Origin of the sequence: Gemmiger sp. An120 (assembly GCF_002160955.1) — a bacterium.
Lineage (GTDB): Bacteria > Bacillota > Clostridia > Oscillospirales > Ruminococcaceae > Gemmiger_A > Gemmiger_A avium.
Map to the genome: position 1 here is coordinate 35,593 of NZ_NFLN01000009.1, position 19,672 is coordinate 55,264.

General features: G+C 61.1%; 15 protein-coding genes. 10 read left to right on the forward strand and 5 right to left on the reverse strand.

Annotated features, from left to right (window positions below):
- Window positions 1-63 precede the first annotated feature (63 nt).
- The gene (locus tag B5E65_RS08940) at window positions 64-1,236 is read right to left on the reverse strand and encodes a M20 metallopeptidase family protein (RefSeq protein WP_087171429.1); all 1,173 of its coding nucleotides are present in this window, start codon (window positions 1,234-1,236) and stop codon (window positions 64-66) included.
- Window positions 1,237-1,259: 23 nt separating this feature from the next.
- Window positions 1,260-2,663 (reverse strand): YfcC family protein, encoded by a 1,404-nt coding sequence (locus tag B5E65_RS08945; protein WP_087171430.1) that lies wholly within the window; start codon window positions 2,661-2,663, stop codon window positions 1,260-1,262.
- 173 nt (window positions 2,664-2,836) lie between these two features.
- On the opposite strand from B5E65_RS08945, the gene B5E65_RS08950 reads away from it, so the two are divergent.
- The 3 genes from B5E65_RS08950 to B5E65_RS08955 are packed head-to-tail and all read left to right on the forward strand — an operon-like array spanning window position 2,837 to window position 5,567.
- Window positions 2,837-3,808, forward strand: coding sequence for an aromatic amino acid transport family protein (locus tag B5E65_RS08950; RefSeq protein WP_206406293.1), 972 nt, complete (start codon window positions 2,837-2,839; stop codon window positions 3,806-3,808).
- Window positions 3,787-3,966, forward strand: a complete 180-nt coding sequence (locus tag B5E65_RS16400; RefSeq protein ID WP_206406294.1) for a hypothetical protein — start codon at window positions 3,787-3,789, stop codon at window positions 3,964-3,966. The genes B5E65_RS08950 and B5E65_RS16400 overlap by 22 nt, the downstream gene beginning before the upstream one ends.
- Window positions 3,963-5,567 (forward strand): amidohydrolase, encoded by a 1,605-nt coding sequence (locus B5E65_RS08955; RefSeq protein ID WP_158098553.1) that lies wholly within the window; start codon window positions 3,963-3,965, stop codon window positions 5,565-5,567. Before B5E65_RS16400 ends, B5E65_RS08955 begins: the two co-directional genes overlap by 4 nt.
- Before the next feature lie 54 nt (window positions 5,568-5,621).
- Here B5E65_RS08955 and B5E65_RS08960 read toward each other — a convergent pair whose 3' ends face one another.
- Both B5E65_RS08960 and B5E65_RS08965 read right to left on the reverse strand, forming a co-directional pair.
- Window positions 5,622-7,427 carry a cache domain-containing sensor histidine kinase gene (locus B5E65_RS08960; RefSeq protein ID WP_087171432.1) on the reverse strand — a complete coding sequence of 602 codons (1,806 nt, stop codon included), beginning with the start codon at window positions 7,425-7,427 and terminating at the stop codon, window positions 5,622-5,624.
- Window positions 7,414-8,526 (reverse strand): response regulator, encoded by a 1,113-nt coding sequence (locus tag B5E65_RS08965; protein WP_087171433.1) that lies wholly within the window; start codon window positions 8,524-8,526, stop codon window positions 7,414-7,416. Before B5E65_RS08965 ends, B5E65_RS08960 begins: the two co-directional genes overlap by 14 nt.
- Before the next feature lie 205 nt (window positions 8,527-8,731).
- On the opposite strand from B5E65_RS08965, the gene B5E65_RS08970 reads away from it, so the two are divergent.
- The 7 genes from B5E65_RS08970 to B5E65_RS09000 all read left to right on the forward strand — a co-directional run bounded on the left by B5E65_RS08970 (window position 8,732) and on the right by B5E65_RS09000 (window position 17,672).
- Complete coding sequence (locus B5E65_RS08970) at window positions 8,732-9,667, forward strand: ABC transporter permease (protein WP_087171434.1); 936 nt, start codon at window positions 8,732-8,734, stop codon at window positions 9,665-9,667.
- Between the two features lie 15 nt (window positions 9,668-9,682).
- A complete protein-coding gene (locus B5E65_RS08975; RefSeq protein WP_087171435.1) occupies window positions 9,683-10,597 on the forward strand; it encodes a carbohydrate ABC transporter permease in 915 nt (304 codons plus the stop codon).
- Between the two features lie 58 nt (window positions 10,598-10,655).
- Window positions 10,656-12,239 (forward strand): ABC transporter substrate-binding protein, encoded by a 1,584-nt coding sequence (locus B5E65_RS08980; RefSeq protein ID WP_087171436.1) that lies wholly within the window; start codon window positions 10,656-10,658, stop codon window positions 12,237-12,239.
- A gap of 89 nt (window positions 12,240-12,328) precedes the next feature.
- Entirely contained in the window at window positions 12,329-14,857 is a 2,529-nt protein-coding gene (locus B5E65_RS08985; RefSeq protein ID WP_087171437.1) for a hypothetical protein, read from the forward strand.
- A gap of 28 nt (window positions 14,858-14,885) precedes the next feature.
- The gene (locus B5E65_RS08990; RefSeq protein WP_087171438.1) at window positions 14,886-16,532 is read left to right on the forward strand and encodes a DUF4091 domain-containing protein; all 1,647 of its coding nucleotides are present in this window, start codon (window positions 14,886-14,888) and stop codon (window positions 16,530-16,532) included.
- Between the two features lie 71 nt (window positions 16,533-16,603).
- Complete coding sequence (locus B5E65_RS08995; RefSeq protein ID WP_158098554.1) at window positions 16,604-17,281, forward strand: MBL fold metallo-hydrolase; 678 nt, start codon at window positions 16,604-16,606, stop codon at window positions 17,279-17,281.
- Window positions 17,282-17,303: 22 nt separating this feature from the next.
- Window positions 17,304-17,672 carry a VOC family protein gene (locus tag B5E65_RS09000; RefSeq protein ID WP_087171440.1) on the forward strand — a complete coding sequence of 123 codons (369 nt, stop codon included), beginning with the start codon at window positions 17,304-17,306 and terminating at the stop codon, window positions 17,670-17,672.
- Window positions 17,673-17,745: 73 nt separating this feature from the next.
- Here B5E65_RS09000 and B5E65_RS09005 read toward each other — a convergent pair whose 3' ends face one another.
- Window positions 17,746-19,533 carry a flavocytochrome c gene (locus B5E65_RS09005; RefSeq protein ID WP_087171441.1) on the reverse strand — a complete coding sequence of 596 codons (1,788 nt, stop codon included), beginning with the start codon at window positions 19,531-19,533 and terminating at the stop codon, window positions 17,746-17,748.
- Window positions 19,534-19,672: the final 139 nt, after the last annotated feature.

A 19,672-nucleotide genomic window follows, 5' to 3' on the forward strand; every position in this document is an offset into this window, starting at 1 on the left:
ACCCGCATAAAAGCAAAACGACCTGAACGGCATCAACCGTCCAGGTCGTTTTTAATATGGGAATTATTTGGCGTAGGTCTCCAGCACCCGCAGTACATTGGACACCTGCAGCTGAATACCCAGGGGGATGCAGCGCTCGTCCGCCCGGAAATGGCAGCTGTGCAGCACACGGCTCTCCGGATGTTCGGTGTCGCCGCAGCCCAGGTGGAAGAAACAGCCGGGCCGCGCGGCGGCAAAGTAGGCAAAGTCCTCCACACCCAGCGAGGGTACATTTTCCGGAATCACATTCTCCTCACCCAGGATACCGGCGGCCGTCTGGCGCACCAGATCCACCATGTCGTCGTCGTTGATCAGGGGGGAGTAGCTGGGCTGCACAGTAAACTCCGCCCGGCCGCCCATCATGGCGGCGGTCTGCTCGCAGATGGTGCGCACCCGCTCCCGGGCAAAAAGCCGGGTGTCCGGATCCAGGGTACGGATGATGCCGCTCATCTCCACATAATCCGCAATCTGGTTGCGCACGTTGCCGCCCCGGATGGTGCCGAAGCTGCACACCGCCGAATCGGTGGGGCTCACGTTGCGGCTTACCACCGACTGCACCGCCGTCAGGATCTGGGCGGCGATCAGAATGGCGTCCACCCCGTCGCTGGGATGGGCCCCATGGCAGGAGCGCCCGTAGATTTTCAGGTTGATCATATCCGACGCCGCGTACATCTTGCCGTACTTGACGCCGATCTGCCCGGCGGGCAGGGTCGGGTCGGCGTGCAGGCCCAGCACATAGTCCACGTGCGGGTTTTCCAGTACGCCTTCCCGGATCATCCGCTCAGCGCCGCCGATGGATTCCTCCGCAGGCTGGAAAAACAGCTTGACGCGGCCGTGCAGCTTCTCCCGCATGCCGGCCAGAACAGCGGCCGTGCCCCAGAGCACCGCCGTGTGTACATCATGCCCGCAGGCATGCATTACACCCGGTACCTGGGAACGGCAGGCCAGATCCTCGTTCTCTTCCTGGATGGGCAGCGCGTCGATGTCCGCCCGCAGGCCCACCGTGGGCCCGTCGAACGCGCCCTCGATCAGCCCCACCAGGCCAGTGTCCGCCACGCCGCGGGTGCAGGGGATTCCCAGCGCCTCCAGCTTCTGCGCCAGCAGTTCCATGGTGCCGTGTTCCTGCTCCGACAGTTCAGGACGGCTGTGCAGCTGACGGCGCAGCTCAATGGCCTCGCGGCCGATTTGTTCCCACATTGCGTCCACGCGTTCCTCCCCCCTTACATGCCGGTCATAACCGCGACCTGCAGCAGAATCACCTGGGCTACCACCAGGCAGGCAAACAGCTTGCCGAACCACTTGAGCCAGCGGTCATACCGCACGTCGCCCAGGCCGCAGACAATCACAATGCTGCAGGTGGGCCACAGCAGGTTGGACAGACCGTCGCCGAACTGGAACGCCAGGCAGGCCACCTGACGGCTCAGGCCCAGGCTGTCGGCCAGCGGGGCCATGATGGGCATGGTCGCCGCCGCCTGACCGGAACCGGAGGGGATGATAAAGTTGATCAGGGTCTGCACCACCAGCATCAGCTGCGCGGAGATAAAGGTGGGGGCGCCCTGCAGTAGATTGCTCAGGAAATAGATCACGGTGTCCATGATCATGGCGTCCTGCATGATGACCACGATGCCCTTGGCCAGGCCGGTCAGGATGCAGCCCCACAGCACGCCCTTGGCGCCGGCCAGCATCTCGTCGCAGTACTTGTTGGCGGACCAGCCGTCAATGATGGCGGCCACAGCGGACATGATGATGAACAGGCCGCACAGCTCCTTGTAGCCCCAGCCCAGTTCGATCAGGCCCACCATCAGGATGATCAGGGTTACCAGCACGTCCAGCAGGATCAGGCCGTGCCGCCAGTTGAACTGGTATTCGTCCAGCTGGCTGCGGTCAAAGGAGTGCACGCAGGGGTCGCCCAGCACCACCGACTTGGACGGATCCCGGCGTACCTTCTGGGCGTAACGCACCACATAGGTGATGGCGATGCCCATGAATACCACAAAGCAGACAGCCCGGAACCCCAGCCCGGAGTACAGTTCCACCCCGGCGATGGACTGGGCCACCGCCACGGTGTAGGGGTTCAGGGTGGCGGCCATGAAGCCTACGAACTCACCCAGCGCCACAATGGCAAAGCCGGTCATGGCATCAAAGCCCAGGGCGATCATCAGGCCGATAATCAGCGGATAGAAACCGTAAAACTCGCTCAGCATGCCAAAGACCGAGCCGCCCAGACCGAAGATGAGCATCAGCACCGGGATCAGGATCAGGTCCCGGCTGCCCAGCTTCTGCATGACCCGGCCGATGCCCGCATGGAACGCGCCGGTTTTGACCATGACGCCGAAGGTGGCGGCGCAGGTCAGAATAACAAAGATGATGTCAGCCGAGGAGACGCAGCCGGAATACAGGGAAGCAAACAGCCCCAGCAGCCCGGTAGGCACAGCCTCGGATTTGTCTATGTAGTGGAACGTGCCGGAGACCGCAACCTCCCGCATGGTACCGTTCACGTCGATGATTTCGTATTCAAACGCGCCGGAGGGGATAACCCAGGAAAGCGCCGCAGCCAGCGCGATGATGATAAACACCACCAGCCAGGTATTGAGGCGTTCCTTATTTTTCGTTTTTGTGCCCATAGTATTGATTCCTCCTGTGGAAAGATTGGGCCGCGGCCGCTGCCGCGAACTGCCTTTATTTTAGCAAGCCCGGCGTTTGATTGCAACAATTGAGTGATTCTGCCCGATTGCACATTGTGATTTTTGTCGGATTGTGCCATAATAATCCCATGTGTGTGAGGGAGGAAAGAACCATGAAAAACAAACAGCTTACCGTGTGGGAAAGCGCCTGCATTGTCACCGGCTACGGCATCGGGGGCGGGGTGCTGGCCATGCCCTGGCTGTCGGCCCGCAACGGCGTGCCGATGAGCCTTGTTATCCTGCTGGCGGCCTTTGCAGCCAGCGTAATCCTGCACTGCATGATCGCCGAGCTGGCCATCAAAAGCGGCAGCGACGCCCAGATCATCGCCGTGTTCTCCAAATATGTGTTTGCAGGCCGATTCCGCAAAGCGCTCACTACCGGCTTCTTTGTGGTGATGGCACTGGTGCTCTTCACCAATCTGGCCGCCTACATATCCGGCGCGGCCGAGATTCTCAGCGCCATGCTGGGCATGCCGGAATGGGCAGCCCGGCTGGTCTTCTATGTGTTTGCGGCCTCGGTGGTGCTGTTCGGCCTCAAGGCGGTGGGTGTCAGCGAAAAGATCGCCATCGGTGCCATCTTTGCGCTGGTGGCTCTGCTGGCGGTCTGCTCGCTGGCCAATATCCGCAATCCGCTGCCGCTGGCCGCGGGTACCGTCAACCAGGCGCTGGCCTACTTCGGCATGGCCATGTTTGCCTTTTCCGCCTTCTTTTCGGTGCCGCAGGCGGCTGCCGGTCTGGGCGGGGACGGGGCCAAAATCCGCAGGGCGGTGTTCCTGGGCATCCTGAACAACTTTGTGCTGATCCTGGTCATCACCGTCTGTGCACTGCTGGCCTCTGACGAGGTCACCGAGGTGGCCATGATCGGCTGGAGCCGGGGCATCGGCAGCTGGGCGGAACTGGTAGGCTCGGTCTTTACCATTCTGGCCATGCTCACCACCTACTGGTCCATCTCGCTGGCACTGGCCGATATTGTGGCCGAGCAGCTGCACTGGGGCCGGGCCGCCTGCTGGCTGGTGGCCACCGCGCCCTCGCTGCTCATGACCTTCCTGGGGCTCTGGAATTCATGCGGCTGGCCGGCGGCCTGATCGCCATTCTGATCGCGCTGCTGGTGGTGCCCGCCTATCGCAAATGCCGCCGGGAACCGGGCGAATCCCTGCTGGGACGCTGGGGCGGCACCAGCATGCAGATTGTAATCGCCGCGGCCTATGTTCTCATGGCCGTGGGCAATGTGGTAACAGTATGAAAACACTATATACAAATGGAAGTATCCATACCCTCCGTTCGCCGGAGGAAACTTTCCGCTGCCTGGGGGTGGAGGACGGCCGCATCACCTGGCTGGCCGATGCAGAACCCGCTGATGCCGCCGGATGGGAACGGGTGGATCTGGAACAGGGCCATGTGTTTCCGGCCCTGACCGACAGCCACCTGCACCTGCTGTACAGCATTGTGCTGGCGGCCAGCAGCTTCCCCATCTGCCAGGTGCGGGAGGGACGGCTCTGGCCGGATACCCTGGCCGGGGTGGAGCAGAGCATCCGCGCCTGGTGCCGGGAGAATCCCCGCCAGAAACTGATGGTGGCCAACGGCTATGTGACCTCTGCTGTGGCCCAAAAGCGCCTGCCCACCCGGCAGGAGCTGGATGACTGGACGGGCGGCCGCAAAGCGGTGGTCTACAACATCGACGGGCACAGCAGCGCCATGTCCACCGCCCTGATGCGGGCGCTGAAAATCCCCGAGGAGGGCCACGACGGCATCTTTTCCGGCGAAGCCCACGAGTTCATCCAGGGCCGGGTCACCGGCCTGATCGCTGCGTCGGTGAGCCCCCGGCTGCTGGCGCAGGGGATCGCCCGCTTTACCGACGAGTGCGCCCGGTACGGCATCGGCCGTGTCTGCGCGCTGGACGGCAACGAGGATGTGGACAGCGACTGGCTCACCGCCGCGCTGGCCTTTATTGCCCGCCGCATGGAGATCGACGTGCGCCTGTTCCCGCAGTATACCTCGCCGGAAAAGGCCGAGCGGTTTTTCCGGCTGCAGGCCGTGCCCCGGATGGGCGGCTGCGGCGCCTGGGAACTGGACGGTTCGGTGGGCTCCCACAGCGCCGCCTTTGACATTCCCTATAAAGACCGGGACGACACCGGCCACTGCTACCGCAGCCGGGAATTTATCCACACCCGGCTGGCCCGGGCCATCGCAAACGGGGTGCAGTTCAGCTGCCATGCCATCGGCAGCGCCGCCATCCGCCAGATTCTGGGGCTGTATAAGGAACTGCTGCCCCGCGATACTGTCGACGGCGCGCCGCTGCATAGGATAGACCACTGCGAGTTCCCCTGCCGGGAGGAAGTGGAAACCCTGAAAACCCTGCCCCTGGCGGTCACGGTGCAGCCCGGCTTTTCCTGGCTGGACAAGCGGTACCTGAAAAGCTATGAGCATTTTCTGACCCCTGAAGTGATCGGACGGCAGATCCCGCTGCGGGAACTGGCCGAGGCGGGGGTCTGCCTGTGCGGCTCCAGCGATTCGCCGGTGCAGTCCATCGATCCCTATGCCCAGATGCTGGGCATGGTGGACTACTACCTGCCTGACCAGTCCCTGACCCCCTGGCAGGCACTGTGCAGCTACACCGTCAATCCTGCCCGGATGCTGGGAGAACTGGCCGACACCGGCACCCTGGAACCGGGCAAGGAGGCCAGCTTCTTTGTCACCGACCGGGATCTGACCGCCGCCGCGCCCGGCGAGCTGGCCGATACCCGTGCCCGGTACACGGTTGTCCGGGGCCGCCGCCTGCAGCCCCATGCCGGTACCGTATCGGAACTGCTCCGGCTGCTGCTGCGCCGTCCTAAAAAAATCTGAACAAAGCAACCGGGCCCGGAAAAGGGGAGACGCCCCCTTCCGGGCCCGGTTTGGTTATTCATCGGTTTCTTCCGGCGGTTCCACAGCGGGAATCAGCACGGCTACCCGGGTGCCGGCACCCGGTGTGCTCTCGCAGTACAGCCCGTAGGGCGGGCCGTAGGCCAGGTGCAGCCGCTCGTTGATGTTGCGCACACCGTAGCCGCCCTTGGTGTTGGCGCTGGAGGCATCCGCCGCAAAGTTGGCGGCCAGGGTTTCGGCGTCCATGCCCACCCCGTCGTCCTCCACCAGGATGCGCAGACCCTCTTCGCAGCGCCGTACCGATACCCGCACGGTGCCGGTCTTGTCCGGCTTTTCAAATATTCCGTGGATGATGGCGTTTTCGATAATGGGCTGCAGCACGATCTTGATTACCAGATACCGCTCGGTGCCCGGTTCCACATCCCATACCACCTGCACCCGGTTCTCGAACCGCATGTTCTGGATCTCCACATACAGCCGCACATGGCGCAGTTCATCCGCCAGCGGAATGACCTCCCGCCCGCGGCTCAGGGACAGCCGGTAGAACTGGGCCAGCGCGTTGACCATCCGGCTGATCTGGGGCACATGATGGGCAATGGCGGTGCAGTTGATCAGATCCAGCGAGTTATACAGAAAATGCGGGTTGATCTGTGCCTGCAGGGCTTTCAGTTCCAGCGCCTTGATCTGCTGGCCCTGTTCCAGCTTTTCGTCCATCAGGGTGTCGATGCGGGTCATCATGTTGCTGAAACTGCGTGCCAGCTGCCCGATCTCATCCTGCCCCAGCGGTTCCACACGGGCGGATACATCGCCGTGCTGTACGGCCTGCATGGTATCGTTCAGGCGCAGCAGCCGCCGCACCATCGACTGGCTCAGCAGATAGGCCAGCAGATAGGCAGCCCCGGCCAGCAAAACCACCACTGCCAGCAGTTCCAACTGCAACTCCCGGCTGGTGCGGAAGATATCGTCGTGAGGCAGAACAACGGCCAGCGTCCAGCCGCAGTCCTCCAGCTGGATGTAGCGGGTATGGTATTTGCGCCTGCCTGCCGACAGGTCGTTCCAGCTGCCGACAGGCTGATCCCCGTTTTCCGGGGCCAGAATATCGGCCAGATCCTGTGCCTGATCGGAGGAACCGGTCAGCACCTGGTTCCCATCCAAAAGAAATACAATGCCATTCTGGGTGATGGTGCTGCGATTCACAGCCGCGTCGATCCGGTCGGCGGCAATGTCAATCCGCAGGATGGCCAACGGTTCCTGCACATGGCTGGGATGGTAGATCACCCGCATCAGCGCATACCAGTTTTGTTCCCCGGCGGGCTGATCGGAAAAATCCGACGGGGCAAACCAGTGGGCGGAAGCGCCGTCCTGAAACGCCGCCAGCCACTGGCTGCCGGCGGCGGAACTCAGCGACACAATGTCGGCCGAGTTGGTGTACAGATAGTCGTTGCTCACATACAGCCGGATACGGTCCACCCCGGACAGGGAGCGCAGATAGGAAAAGGTGGTGGAGATCCGGTCCCGGTCCTGCAGCCGCTGGATGTAGGAGGTATCAGCCGGGTCGCTGGCTGCCAGGGCGTACAGGGAAGAGTCCATGGCCAGAATATCCGCCACCTGCGGCAGCCGGTCAAACAGATCCTCTACCGCAATATGGGTGTCTTCAAAGGCCTTTTCCGCGGCGGAGAAGGTCTGCTCCTCAATCACACCGTTGATCCGGTGAAAGGCGTACAGGGTGAACACGCCCAGCGGCAGCACCAGCAGCAGAAAAAAGATCACCAGCAGCTTGCCGCGCAGCTTGGCATCCAGCAGCAGCGAACGCCCCCAGGCGTACAGTTTACTCTTCTTCATAGCAGTTATGGTTCTCCCGGTAGAGTTTGGGCGGGATGCCCACTTCTTTGGTAAACAGCTTTACAAAATACTTGCCGTCGGCGTAGCCCACCGCGTGGGCAACTTCGTAGAGCTTCCGGGACGGGTCGGCCAGCAGCAGCTTGGCCCGGTTTATCCGCAGCTCGGTAAGTTTCTGGTTGATGGTATGCCCACAGTTTTTTTTGTAGGCGTTGCACAGGTAGGTATGTACGAATCCCAGATCCGATGCCATGGTCTGCACGGTCAGGGTGCTGTCTGCATAGTGGGCGGCCAGATACTCGTCTACACGGGTCACAATATCCTGGGCGTTGGATTCTACTGCCTGGAAATAGGCCTGTATTGCCGCAGACAGGGCCTCCCACAACTGCCGCAGGGTAGGCTGTTTGGCGGCGGTGTAAAGCAGATAGTCCCCCTGCTCGGTCACGGCGGTGATATGGCGGCTTTCCGCAGCGGACAGCAACGCAAACACAATCTGACAGTACAGGTTGCGGATCACCTCCGGCGGGGTGGCCTCGCACCGGCGGATATCCCGGTAAATTTCCCCCAGCAGATCCATGGTTTCGCTGCGGCGCTTGTGGCGGATACGGTTGCTCAGTTCCGAAAATACCGATTTGTCAAACACATATACCTGTCCGTTCCTCGGCAGGGAAAAATCCCCGTCCTCCCCCCGGTAGAACACCAGATTCGGGTCGGGACGGGCGTGGGCTTCCAGTTCCGCGGTCACCTCCCGCAGCACGGCGGTCAGCTCCTCCAGATCAATGGGCTTTTCCACATAGCTGGCGGCCTTCAGTTTGATGGCGCCTTTCAGATACTCCTTGTCGGTGTAGCCGCTGAGAAAGATGAACTGACAGTCCGGATACAGCTCCCGCACCGCCGCGGCCAGTTCCAACCCGTTCATACGGGGCATCTTCACGTCGCTGATCACAATGTCCGGCCGGTGCTGCCGGGCCAGTTCCAGCGCCTGGGCGCCGTCCTCGGCTTCCTCTATCCGGTCCACCCGCAGTTCTTCCCAGGGCAGATACTCCCGCAGGATCTCCCGGGGCATCTTTTCATCGTCCACCACAAGCACCGAAAAACGCATTTCGGCATCCTCCATTTCACGGATTTGTACATTTCATATATAATATAGACTAAATTTATGCATGCTTCAATGGAATTTGGTGCAAAAGAGTTATTTTTTACGAAACAGCATAATTTTTCCCTCTTTTCATAATTGGCTCCCGTTGTTTTGCAAATCCCGGTCTGGTACCATGGAAATGGACAAAGAAACGTACCGGACAAGGAGGATGAGGACCGTGAAGCGGCACACAAACGCCTTACTCCGGGACCTGCGTGAGAACCGTGTCAAGTGGCTGATGCTGCTTCCGGCGGCTATCGTGGTGATCCTGATGTGCTACATTCCGATGGGCGGCATCGTGCTTGCCTTCAAGGAGTACAACTACCACGACGGTATCTTTGGCAGCCCCTGGGTAGCGTTCAAGAACTTCGAGTATTTCTTCCAGTCGGGCAAAGCCTGGAGCGTGACCCGCAACACCATCCTGTACAACCTGGCATTCCTGTTTGTGAACACCTTCCTCCAGATCACCTGCGCGATCCTGCTCAGCGAGCTGGCAGGCAAGTGGTTCAAACGGATTACCCAGTCGGTGATGTTCTTCCCCTACTTTATTTCCTGGGTTGTGGTCGGGGCGTTCATCTACAACATGTTCAACTACGAGTTTGGCGCGGTCAATACCTTCCTGGAATCGCTGGGGCTCAACCCGGTGGATGTATACTCCAACAAAGCGGTGTGGCCCTTCATCCTGATCGGGGTCAGTGCTTTCAAGAATGTGGGCTACGGCACGGTAATGTACCTGGCCAGCATCATGAACATTGACGGGCAGCTCTACGAAGCGGCCGACCTGGACGGGGCCAACATGTGGCAGAAAATCCGCTACATCACCCTGCCGGGCATCAGGCCCACCATCGTGATCCTGTTCCTGCTGGCCATCGGCACCATCATGAAGGGCGACTTCCAGATGTTCTGGCAGGTCACCGGCAACAACCCCATGGTGCTGGAGGTCACCGACGTGATCGATACCTACGTAACCCGCTCCCTGCTGCAGCTGCAGGAGTTCGGCATGACCAGCGCGGCGGGCCTGTACCAGTCGGTATTCTCGTTCCTGCTGGTGCTGCTGGCCAATAAACTGGTGAAAAAGGTAGAGCCCGATTACGCACTGTTCTGATAAGGAGAGATCCCCATGACAAAGGCAAATAAAATGCCCCGGAAACCGGTGGGGCGGGACAGGATCATCTTTGACGTGCTGTCCCATGTGATCCTGGCCGTGCTGGCCGCCTGCTGCCTGCTGCCGTTTCTGCTGGTGCTGAGCGGTTCGTTCTCGGACCAGACCTCCATTCTGACCCACGGCTACCAGCTTATCCCGGAAACCTTCTCGCTGGCTGCCTACCAGACCCTGTTCAAAATCCCGGAAGACCTGCTGCGGGCCTACGGCGTGACCATCTTTGTGACGGTGGTCGGCACCCTGCTGGGGCTGTTTCTCACCAGCATGGCCGCCTATGTGCTTTCCAGCCGGAACTTCCGCTACCGCTACCAGATGTCCTTCTTCTTCTACTTTACTTCCATCTTCGGCGGCGGCCTGGTTCCCTGGTACATCTTCAATACCAAGTACCTGCATTTCCATAACAACATCATCGCGCTGATCCTGCCGATCCTGATCAACGTGACCTACCTGCTGATCCTGAAAAGCTATATGGCCGGTATTCCGGAAGCGCTGTACGAATCCGCCCGGCTGGACGGCGCGGGAGACTTTACCATCTATCGCCGGGTGGCGATGCCGCTGTGCAAGGCCGGCCTGGCTACTGTGGGCCTGTTCATTGCACTGAACTACTGGAACGACTGGTACGATGCCATGCTGTTCCTGGACGAAGGCCGCAGCGATCTGTATCCGCTGCAGTACTTCCTGAACAACATCCTCACCAAAGCGCAGGCAATCAGCGCAGCGGCTGCCCGCAGCGGTCTTCCCATGAGCGAGGTGCCCAGCGAACCCATGAAGCTGGCCATGACGGTGGTAGCCACCGGCCCCATCATTCTGCTGTATCCGTTCCTGCAGAAGTATTTCGTCAAGGGCGTCACCATTGGCGCCGTGAAAGGCTAAGGTAAGAAACCGCGCAGCTGGCGCGGTATGGTATAAGCAAAGAAAAGGAGGAACCCTCATGAAAAAGACAGCGAAACTGCTGGCGCTCGTCCTGGCCCTGGTCCTGGTACTGAGTGCGTTCAGCGCCTGCGGTCAAACCGGTAGTTCCGGTTCCACCGCAGCCCCCTCGTCCGCCGGATCCGGCACAGCGTCCGGCCCCGACATCTCCAAGGAAGTCACCCTTACCATGTACCTGATCGGCGACCGTCCTGTGGACAACGATCTGGTGTTCGAAAAGATCAACGAGCGTCTGAAAGAAGAAATCAACGCTACCATCGACGTGAAGTTCATGAGCTGGAGCGAATATGAGCAGAAGTATCCGCTGATCTTCGCTTCCGGCGAGGACTGGGATATTATCTTCACCGCCGACTGGTGCTTCTACAACGCCCAGGCTACCAAGCAGGGCTTCTGGGAAATCACCCAGGAAGCGCTGGAAACCTACGCCCCCATGACCGCCGAGACCATGTACCCCGAAGCCTGGGAGCAGGCCAAGGTGGATGGCAAGGTCTACATGCTGCCCATGAACTATCAGGAACTGACCGCCTACGTCTGGATGGCCCGCGGCGACCTGATGGAGAAGTACGGCATCGAGTCCCTGGATACCTTTGAAGATGTGGAAGCCTATCTGCAGGCCATCGTGGACAACGAGCCGTCCATGATCCCGCTGGATGTGGGCTCCGACTACGACCGTCAGTTCGTGTTTGACCTGATGTGGAACGTGGAATCCAACGCCCGTGGCGATGACCGCTATGCGGTACTGCCTCCCAGCAATATGATCACCTGCGTGTGCGAGAGTGATCCCGAAGCCAAGGTAATGAGCACCCTGGATACCGACATTTTCCTGGACGTGCTGAACCATGTGAAGGATTGGAAGGATCGCGGCTTCTGGAGCAAGAACGCTGTGGTCAACACCCAGAACAACACCGAGAGCTTCCAGGCCGGCAAGTCTGCCCTGGCCGTAATGAACATCAACACCGCCAAGAGCCTGTACGCGACCCTGCAGGCCGAGCATCCCGAGTGGGACGTGCAGGTCTTTGACGCCATGAACGGCGCGCCTGCCACCATCCAGTCCTACCTGGCCAACGGCATGAGCATCTTCTCCAAGTCCAAGAATCCGGAACGTGCCCTGATGGCGCTGGATTATCTGCGCAACGATCAGATCTGCAACGACCTGTTCTGCTACGGTATTGAAGGCGTGCACTGGGAAGCCGTGGGTGACCATGGCCTGAAGTCCCTGCCTGACAGCACCAACTACGCCTACGACAGCAACTGCAACTGGGGCGTCCGCAACGACGCTACCTGGCGCACGGTAGAAGGCGGCATCCCCAACCAGGATGAACTGGTGGAGAACTGGAAGACCAACGCCCGCAGCGGCCATTATCTGACCTTCGTGTTTGATGATTCCGAAGTCAAGAACGAGGTTGCCGCGGTCAGCGAGATCTATAACTCCGATTACAAGCTGCTGCAGCTGGGCTTCACCGATGATCCGGAAGGCGACATGCAGAAGCTGCGGGATAAGCTGCAGGCGGCCGGCGTGGAAAAACTGCAAGAGGCATTCCAGGCACAGGTGCTTGCCTTTAACGAAAGCCACCCCGCCGAATAATCCATCATAACGCGCAGGGCGGAACTTCCTCCGTATAGGGCTGGGGTTCCGCCCCTTTTTTGGAGTTGCCGACCGGCAAAGGAGCGACTATGAAAAAGTACAGGATACTCAGCGGCCTGCTGGCCGTCTTGTTCGCCGTGACTGTTCTGCCCGCCGCTGCCCCTGCCCGGGCACTGGGCCCCTCGGAGGTCACTGTTACCGTGGACGGTTCCAGCGCACAGCCCCTCACCGGCGCCCGCCGCGTGGGGGTCAATATCGAGATGTCCATTACCAGTGATGAGATGTGGGCTGCCGACGGAAACTGGATGGAACAGACACTGGCAGCCGGTTCTCTGAGCATGATGCGCTGGGGCTATGATGCCTGGGCCTTCAACTGGGAAACCGAGCAGCCTCTTTCGCCCGCCCGCTACTGGGGTGGCCTGAACACCCACGACGCGGCCGGAACCTTCGGCCTGCGGGAATTCATCGCGTTCTGCAAGGAGTACTCGGTGGTGCCCTTTGTGATGATCCCGCTGGAATCCCTGGACACCTTCGGCGGCGAAGCCACCCTGCAGCAGATCCAGGATCTGACCGCCTCCATGGCCCGGTACATCGCCGATCAGGGCATTGAATTGTGTTATTTTGACATGGGCAATGAGGTGTGGAACCACGGCGCGGACGGGATTGACAATGCCCGGTATCTGGGCGGACTGTACCCGGAATTCCAGCGCATTGTCAAGGAAGCCAATCCCAATTTCCGGCTGGTGCTGCAGCGCGCGCCGGAGAATATCCTCTGGAACCGCTGGAACGACACCCTGGTGGAAGCAGCTGGCGGGGCATTTGATGCTTACGATGACCATCGGTATGCCTTTTATGGATGGGACAAGTACTTTGACAAGGACGGCGACGACATCCTGACCCCCGGCAAACCCATTGAGGGCAAAGAAGCCATTCTGGGAGAATGCAACATCGGCTGGACCCCTGTTCAGGACAACTGGAACGCCGGCCATGTGCGGGATCTGGGCGGCGGTATGGCCCTGCTCAACGCGCTGCTGGATATGGTCAACCGGGAACAGTATTCCCAGATCCTCACCTGGCCCTCCCAGTGGCCCAGCAAAGCATCCATTGTCAACGACGGTATGGATAAGGGATTTGGCTGGTTCGATCTGGATGCCTGGTACCTGACCGGGGACACCCAGCGGTTTACCGGCCCGGTGCTGGCCCACCGCATCCTGAACCAGAATGTACTGGAAAACAAGCTGAATGCGTCCAGCACCGCTTCTACAGTGCGGGTGTTCAGCTATGAGAACACCGCCGCCAACGACCTGCGGGTCATCGTTATCAACAAATGGGATCCCACCACTCTGACCCTTCAGGTGCCTGACCGGTATACCATGGTCGACGCGATGGTCCTGCAGGGAGAAAGCGTCTGGGATACCACCCCCGACTATGTGAGCCATCTGGGCGCGGGCGTGGCAGTCAGCGGCGGTGTGCTGCAGGATGCCATTCCCGGTGAGTGTGTGGTGGTCTACCACTTCAGCGCGGAATCCTCTGCCACGGTACCTGCCGCCCCGGTACTGACGTCTCCCGCCACCAATGCGGAAGGCAGCACCGCCCAGACCTTCTGCTGGCAGGCCGTATCCGGCGCGCAGAATTACCACCTGGTGGTCTCTGCCAATCCGGACCTGTCCGACCCGGTCATCGATACCTATACCGGCCCCAATACGCTGTATCAGGCTTCCCGGGATCTGCCCGAAGCCGCTGTGCTGTACTGGACGGTAAGCGCGGCGAACGCTGCCGGCGAAACCGCGGCCCCGGTGCAGTCCTTCCAGACCCCGGGCCTGGAAGATACCCGCGTGTTGACAGTCAATGAAGACTCCGATCTGATTGCCCGCAGCGGCGGCTGGAACCTGCAGCGCTCGGAGAAGAGCTATCAGGGCAACGATATGTCCGCCGAAAAGGCAGGGGAGTACGCAGAGTTTACCTTCACCGGCACCCAGGCCCGCATCCTGGGCATCCGGGGGAACTGGTGCGGCCTGGCACAGGTGAGTGTGGACGGCGGCGCGCCGGTCACCGTGGACACCTACAGCGCCCAGGGACAGGATCAGGCCATACTGTTTGACACCGGTGAACTGGCGCCGGGCCAGCATACGGTGCTGCTGCAGGTTCTGGGCCAGAAAAATGACAGTTCGGCCGGCTGCTGGATCGAGTTTGACGCGGTGCAGATACTGGACAGCGCGGGCAACGATCCGAAGATGGACACCGCGGTCTGGAATGAAGACGACGCCCGGGTCAGCCGCTTCTCTATCTGGACCCACCAGACGGTGGAGGGCTGCCACCACAACGACGATCTGTCCAGCAGCACCTGGAAAGCCCATGCGGAATTTACCTTTACCGGCACCAACGCAGTGCTGCGGGGCCTGAAAGCACCCTGGTGCGGCACAGCAGACATCTCGGTGGACGGCACCGTGGTAGCCACGGTGGATACCTACGCGCCCCAGCAGGAGAACCAGGCCGTCTGGTACGATACCGGGGAACTTCCCTACGGCGCGCATACCATCCGCATCACCGTGAACGCGGCCAAAAACGACGCCTCCCAGGGCAAATGGGTGGAATGGGATACCGTCACCTGGCGGTAAGCCCTTCCGTTGCACAAAGGAGAATACAATGACACAGTTTACCTTTCAGCTGACCGACAGCCTGGAAAAGGTGCTGCCCGCCTGCCGCCCCACGGCCCTGAAAGGGGAGCGGGCCGTGCTGCTGCAGAACCAGCGCTGGGCCTGTCAGCTGGCCTATACCTGCGCCAATGATGATTTTGGCGAAACCTCCACCGAGTTCCGGGTCAGGGTCACCGGTCCGGCCGCTGCCGCGGTGACCCTGCGCCGGGTGGATCTGGTGCCCTGCGATTACCCTTGCCACGGCACCTGGGACGACAACTACCTGACCACCACCCCCGGCCTGCTGCCGGACCTGCTGGTGCCCCTGGGCCCGGACGAGCCGGTGCGGGGCATGCCGGCCCAGTGGCGCAGCCTGTGGGTCACGGTGGACGCTTCGCTGCTGCCCCCGGGCGACAGCGAGTTCACCCTGAAAACCTTCAACGACGAGGGGGCGGCGCTGGCGGCGTTCCGGCTGCCGGTGCGGGTGCTGTCCCAGGCATTGCCGCCCCAGACCCTGTACCAGACCCAGTGGTTCCACGCGGACTGTCTGGCCGACTATTACCAGGTGCCGGTGTTCAGTGAGGAACACTGGCGCATCCTGGACAGCTTCATCGGCAGTGCCGCCGCCCATGGCATCAATATGCTGCTGACCCCGGTGTTCACCCCGCCGCTGGATACCGCCAAGGGCGGCGAGCGCACCACCGTGCAGCTGGTGGAGGTCAACTGGGATGGAACAGACTATCACTTTGACTTTGCCTGTCTGCGCCGCTGGGTAGAACTCTGCCGCAAGCACGGCATTACCGAAATCGAGGTGTCCCATCTGTTTACCCAATGGGGGGCGATATGCGCTCCCAAGATCTGGGTGAATACCCCCGACGGGCCGGAAAAGCGGTTCGGCTGGCATACCCCGGCGGTGGGCGGGGAGTATACCCGGTTTTTGCGGATGTTCCTGCCCGCGCTCAAAGAGGAACTGAACCAGCTGGTAGGGCTGGAACATGTGTGGTTCCATATCTCGGACGAGCCTCATGACCACGAAAAGGAGACCTACGCCGCCGCCAAAGCCACCGTGGCCGATCTGCTGGAGGGCTGCCATGTGATCGACGCCCTCAGCAGCTATGCGATCTATCAGGAGGGCATTGTGGAAAAGCCGGTGGTCTGCAACGACCATCTGCAGACCTTTGCCGACCACGGCGTACCCAATCTGTGGACCTACTACTGCACGGTGCAGGCCATCGACGTGCCCAACCGGTTTATCGCCATACCCAGCGCCCGCAACCGGATTATGGGGGTGCTGTTCTACCTGTACGACATCGAGGGGTTCCTGCACTGGGGATTCAACTTCTACAACTCCCAGCGGTCGGTGCGGCATATTGACCCGTTCCGCGTCACCGATGCGGGCGGGGCGTTCCCCTCCGGCGACCCGTTCCTGGTCTATCCCGGCCCGGACGGAACGCCCTGGGAGTCCATCCGGGGCGAGGTGCTCAAAGAAGCCTTGCAGGACCTGCGGCTGCTGCGCCTGACCGAAAGCCGGGCAGGCCGTCCGCGCACCCTGGCGCTGCTGCGGGAACTGGGCGGCGAAATGAGCTTTACCCGCTATCCCCGGGACAAGGCCTTCTTTGCCCGCCTGTGGGAGGAATGCACGCGGCTGTGTGAATAAGCCGCGCCGGATTGACAGGCCGCCATGCAAAGGGTATGATACTACCATCCCGATGCAACAAGGAGGCCGGTATGCGCGTCACCCATATTTTCCACAGCGGTTTTCTCGTGGAACTGCCCCATACACTGCTGCTGTTTGATTACTGGCAGGGCGAACTGCCGCCCCTTGCGCCGGACAAACCGCTTTTTGTCTTTGTTTCCCACCGGCACCACGACCACTATGACCCGGCGATCTGGCAGCTGCCCCATCCCGCGGTGCACTATGTGCTGGACAGTGCCGTTCCCGCACCTGCCGGAAAGAGCGTCCTTTCGGTGGAACCCCGCTGCCGCTATGACTGGCAGGGGCTCACCATCGAGACCCTGCGTTCCACCGACGAGGGCTGCGCTTTTTTGGTGCAGGCCGAGGGGGTGCACATCTACCACGCGGGCGATCTGAACTGGTGGCATTGGGAGGGAGAGCCGGAGGCGGACAACGCCTGGCACGACAAGGCGTTCCATGCCGAACTGGACCGCATCCGCGGCCGCCGGTTCGATCTGGCCTTTGTGCCGCTGGATCCCCGGCAGGAGGCCAACGCCTGGTGGGGCTTTGCGGATTTTCTGGATGCCTGCCCCTGCGCCCATGTGTTCCCCATGCATTATGGGGCGGATAAGGCGGCGGCGCTGGCCTATCTGCAGCAGCCCCGGCTGGCCTGCTGGCTGCCGGTGATCCATACAGAAGACTGCTGGTGCGGCACAACCGCCGCAACCTGATAAAATGTGGGGAGGAAAAACCATGAAGTTCAAGATGATCCACGAAAACTACAACGTGTTTGACCTGGAGCGCTCCAAGGCCTTTTACAAGCAGGCCCTGGGGCTGGAAGAGGTGCGCCGCATCACCGCGCCGGACGGCTCCTACATCATTGCATACCTGGCCAATGGCGAAAGCGATTTCCAGCTGGAGCTGACCTGGATGCGGGATATGGACCGCCCCTACAACCTGGGCGACTGCGAATTCCACCTGGCGTTTGCGGTGGACGATTTTGATGCCGCCCACAAACTGCACAGCGAGATGGGCTGCATCTGCTTTGAAAACACGGCCATGGGCATCTACTTCATCGAAGACCCGGACGGCTACTGGCTGGAGATCGTCCCCACCCGCTGAGCAATAAAACAAAAAGAAAACAGGCGCTTTCCCGGACCTGCTTCCGGAAAAGCGCCTGTTTTGTATCAAGTGGTTATTTCACCGCGCTGCGGGCAGCGATACGGCCGAACACCACCAGATCGGTGATGGCGTTGCCGCCCAGACGGTTGGTGCCGTGGATGCCGCCGGTCACCTCACCGGCCGCGTACAGGCCCTCGATGGGGTTGCCCTCGGTGTCCAGCACCTGCGCGTCGGTGTTGATGGTCAGACCGCCCATGGTGTGGTGCGCACTGGGCACAACCTTCTGGATGTAGAAGGGGCCTTCCGACAGGGTGCGCAGGGTGCCGCCCCGGTTGAAGTCCTCGTCCACGCCGTCCGCGATGGAAGCGTTGTACGCATCCACAGTGGCGCGCAGAGCAGCCGGATCGATGCCGTAGTGCCCGGCCGCGTCCTCAATGGAGTCCGCCACATACAGCAGGTCGTCCTTCTGCCACTGGCTGAACTCCTGGGTGTGCAGCTGGGTCATGTTGCCCACGGTCTCCACTTCCTGGCCCCAGACCAGATAGGCAAAGCCCTCCGGCTGATCCAGAATCGCGTTGGAGATCACGTCGCGGCGGCCCATCTCGTCGATGAAGCGCTGGCCCTCGGTATTCACCAGGATCGCGCCGTCAAAACGGGAGTTGGCCACATAGGAGATAATGCCGGTCAGGGGGTTGCAGGTGGGGTACACCTGGATCCACTCCATATCCCGCACGCCCGCGCCCACGGCCTGGGCCATCTTGATGCCGTCGCCGGTGCTGGCCAGGGTGGCGGTGGTCATGAACCGCTCGTCGTAGTTGGGGTTGTACTGCTTGCGCATCTCCACGTCGGAGGCAAAGCCGCCGGTGGTCAGGATCACGCCCTTGCCCGCCTCAAAGGTAACGGTCTTGCCGTTGTTCTCGGCTTTCACGGCGCTCACGCGGCCGTTTTCCATTACCAGTTCGGTGCCGCGGGTGTTGAAGAAGATGTCCACGCCGTTGGCTTCGGCAGTGGCCTGCAGCTTGGAGATCATCTCGGTGCCCTTGTTGCTCACCGGGATCAGGGCGCGGGGAACCGAGTGCCCGCCGAATTGCTGCACACGATCGCTCATGAAGTCCACATGAATGTCGTCCATCAGCCAGTCGGCATCCGCCAGGGCGTTCTCCGCCATCACCCGAACCAGTTCGGGATCAGCCAGGTTGTCGCCGCCCTTCAGGGTGTCTTCGCAGAAGGACTCCACCGAGTCCTCAATCCCCAGCGCCTTCTGCTGACGGCTGCCGGGCACATTCAGGCCGCCGCCGGAGATCAGGGTGTTGCCGCCGGTAGCGGGGGTCTTTTCCAGCACCGCCACGCTGGCGCCGGACTGGGACGCTTCCACCGCGGCCACCAGGCCCGCGCCGCCCGCGCCCACGATTACCACGTCGTAGCTGTAGCTGTCGTTCAGTTCTTCGGCGCCGATGGCGGCAGCGCTCTCCGCGGCAAAATACGCGTCGTCCGCGCCTGCCTGCCGCAGCGCCTGCTGCACGGCTTCTTTCAGGCCGTTGCTGGAGAAGGTCGCGCCGGACACAGCGTCCACGTTGGTGGTGTTGTTCGCCACCATGACCTCGATCAGGGATTCCATGGCGGTGTCGCCCAGACCCTTAGTCTCGCTGTGGTCGGTCACGGTAACACCGGCCAGCTTGCCCTGTTCCACCGTAACTTCCACGGTGATGTTGCCATTGTTGCCTTTGCCCTCGCCCGTGTAGGTGCCGTCGGTCAGACCGGCTGCCGAGCCGGACGCCCCCGCAGAAGCGGGCGCCGCGCCGCAGGCAGTCATCGACAGAACCAGAGCGGCCGCGAGAAGAAATGCCAGAATTCGTTTCATTTTTTAGGTCGCCTCCTTTGCCCGTTAAGCATATCACAAACTTTGCCCTCTGGATTTTCAAAAATCCGGCTGGCTGTTCAAATTTCTGAAGAATGCCGCCGGGCGCGCCAAAATCCGCCGGAATATGCTATGATAGTTT

Excerpts from the sequence above, each read along its gene's own strand:
- B5E65_RS08970 (WP_087171434.1), top strand. The coding sequence starts at position 8,732 with ATGAGGACCGTGAAGCGGCACACAAACGCCTTACTCCGGGACCTGCGT.
- B5E65_RS08940 (WP_087171429.1), bottom strand. The coding sequence starts at position 1,236 with ATGTGGGAACAAATCGGCCGCGAGGCCATTGAGCTGCGCCGTCAGCTG.
- B5E65_RS08950 (WP_206406293.1), top strand. The coding sequence starts at position 2,837 with ATGAAAAACAAACAGCTTACCGTGTGGGAAAGCGCCTGCATTGTCACC.
- B5E65_RS08995 (WP_158098554.1), top strand. The coding sequence starts at position 16,604 with ATGCGCGTCACCCATATTTTCCACAGCGGTTTTCTCGTGGAACTGCCC.
- B5E65_RS08955 (WP_158098553.1), top strand. The coding sequence starts at position 3,963 with ATGAAAACACTATATACAAATGGAAGTATCCATACCCTCCGTTCGCCG.
- B5E65_RS08945 (WP_087171430.1), bottom strand. The coding sequence starts at position 2,663 with ATGGGCACAAAAACGAAAAATAAGGAACGCCTCAATACCTGGCTGGTG.
- B5E65_RS09000 (WP_087171440.1), top strand. The coding sequence starts at position 17,304 with ATGAAGTTCAAGATGATCCACGAAAACTACAACGTGTTTGACCTGGAG.
- B5E65_RS08965 (WP_087171433.1), bottom strand. The coding sequence starts at position 8,526 with ATGCGTTTTTCGGTGCTTGTGGTGGACGATGAAAAGATGCCCCGGGAG.
- B5E65_RS08990 (WP_087171438.1), top strand. The coding sequence starts at position 14,886 with ATGACACAGTTTACCTTTCAGCTGACCGACAGCCTGGAAAAGGTGCTG.
- B5E65_RS08975 (WP_087171435.1), top strand. The coding sequence starts at position 9,683 with ATGACAAAGGCAAATAAAATGCCCCGGAAACCGGTGGGGCGGGACAGG.
- B5E65_RS08980 (WP_087171436.1), top strand. The coding sequence starts at position 10,656 with ATGAAAAAGACAGCGAAACTGCTGGCGCTCGTCCTGGCCCTGGTCCTG.
- B5E65_RS08960 (WP_087171432.1), bottom strand. The coding sequence starts at position 7,427 with ATGAAGAAGAGTAAACTGTACGCCTGGGGGCGTTCGCTGCTGCTGGAT.
- B5E65_RS09005 (WP_087171441.1), bottom strand. The coding sequence starts at position 19,533 with ATGAAACGAATTCTGGCATTTCTTCTCGCGGCCGCTCTGGTTCTGTCG.
- B5E65_RS08985 (WP_087171437.1), top strand. The coding sequence starts at position 12,329 with ATGAAAAAGTACAGGATACTCAGCGGCCTGCTGGCCGTCTTGTTCGCC.
- B5E65_RS16400 (WP_206406294.1), top strand. The coding sequence starts at position 3,787 with ATGCGGCTGGCCGGCGGCCTGATCGCCATTCTGATCGCGCTGCTGGTG.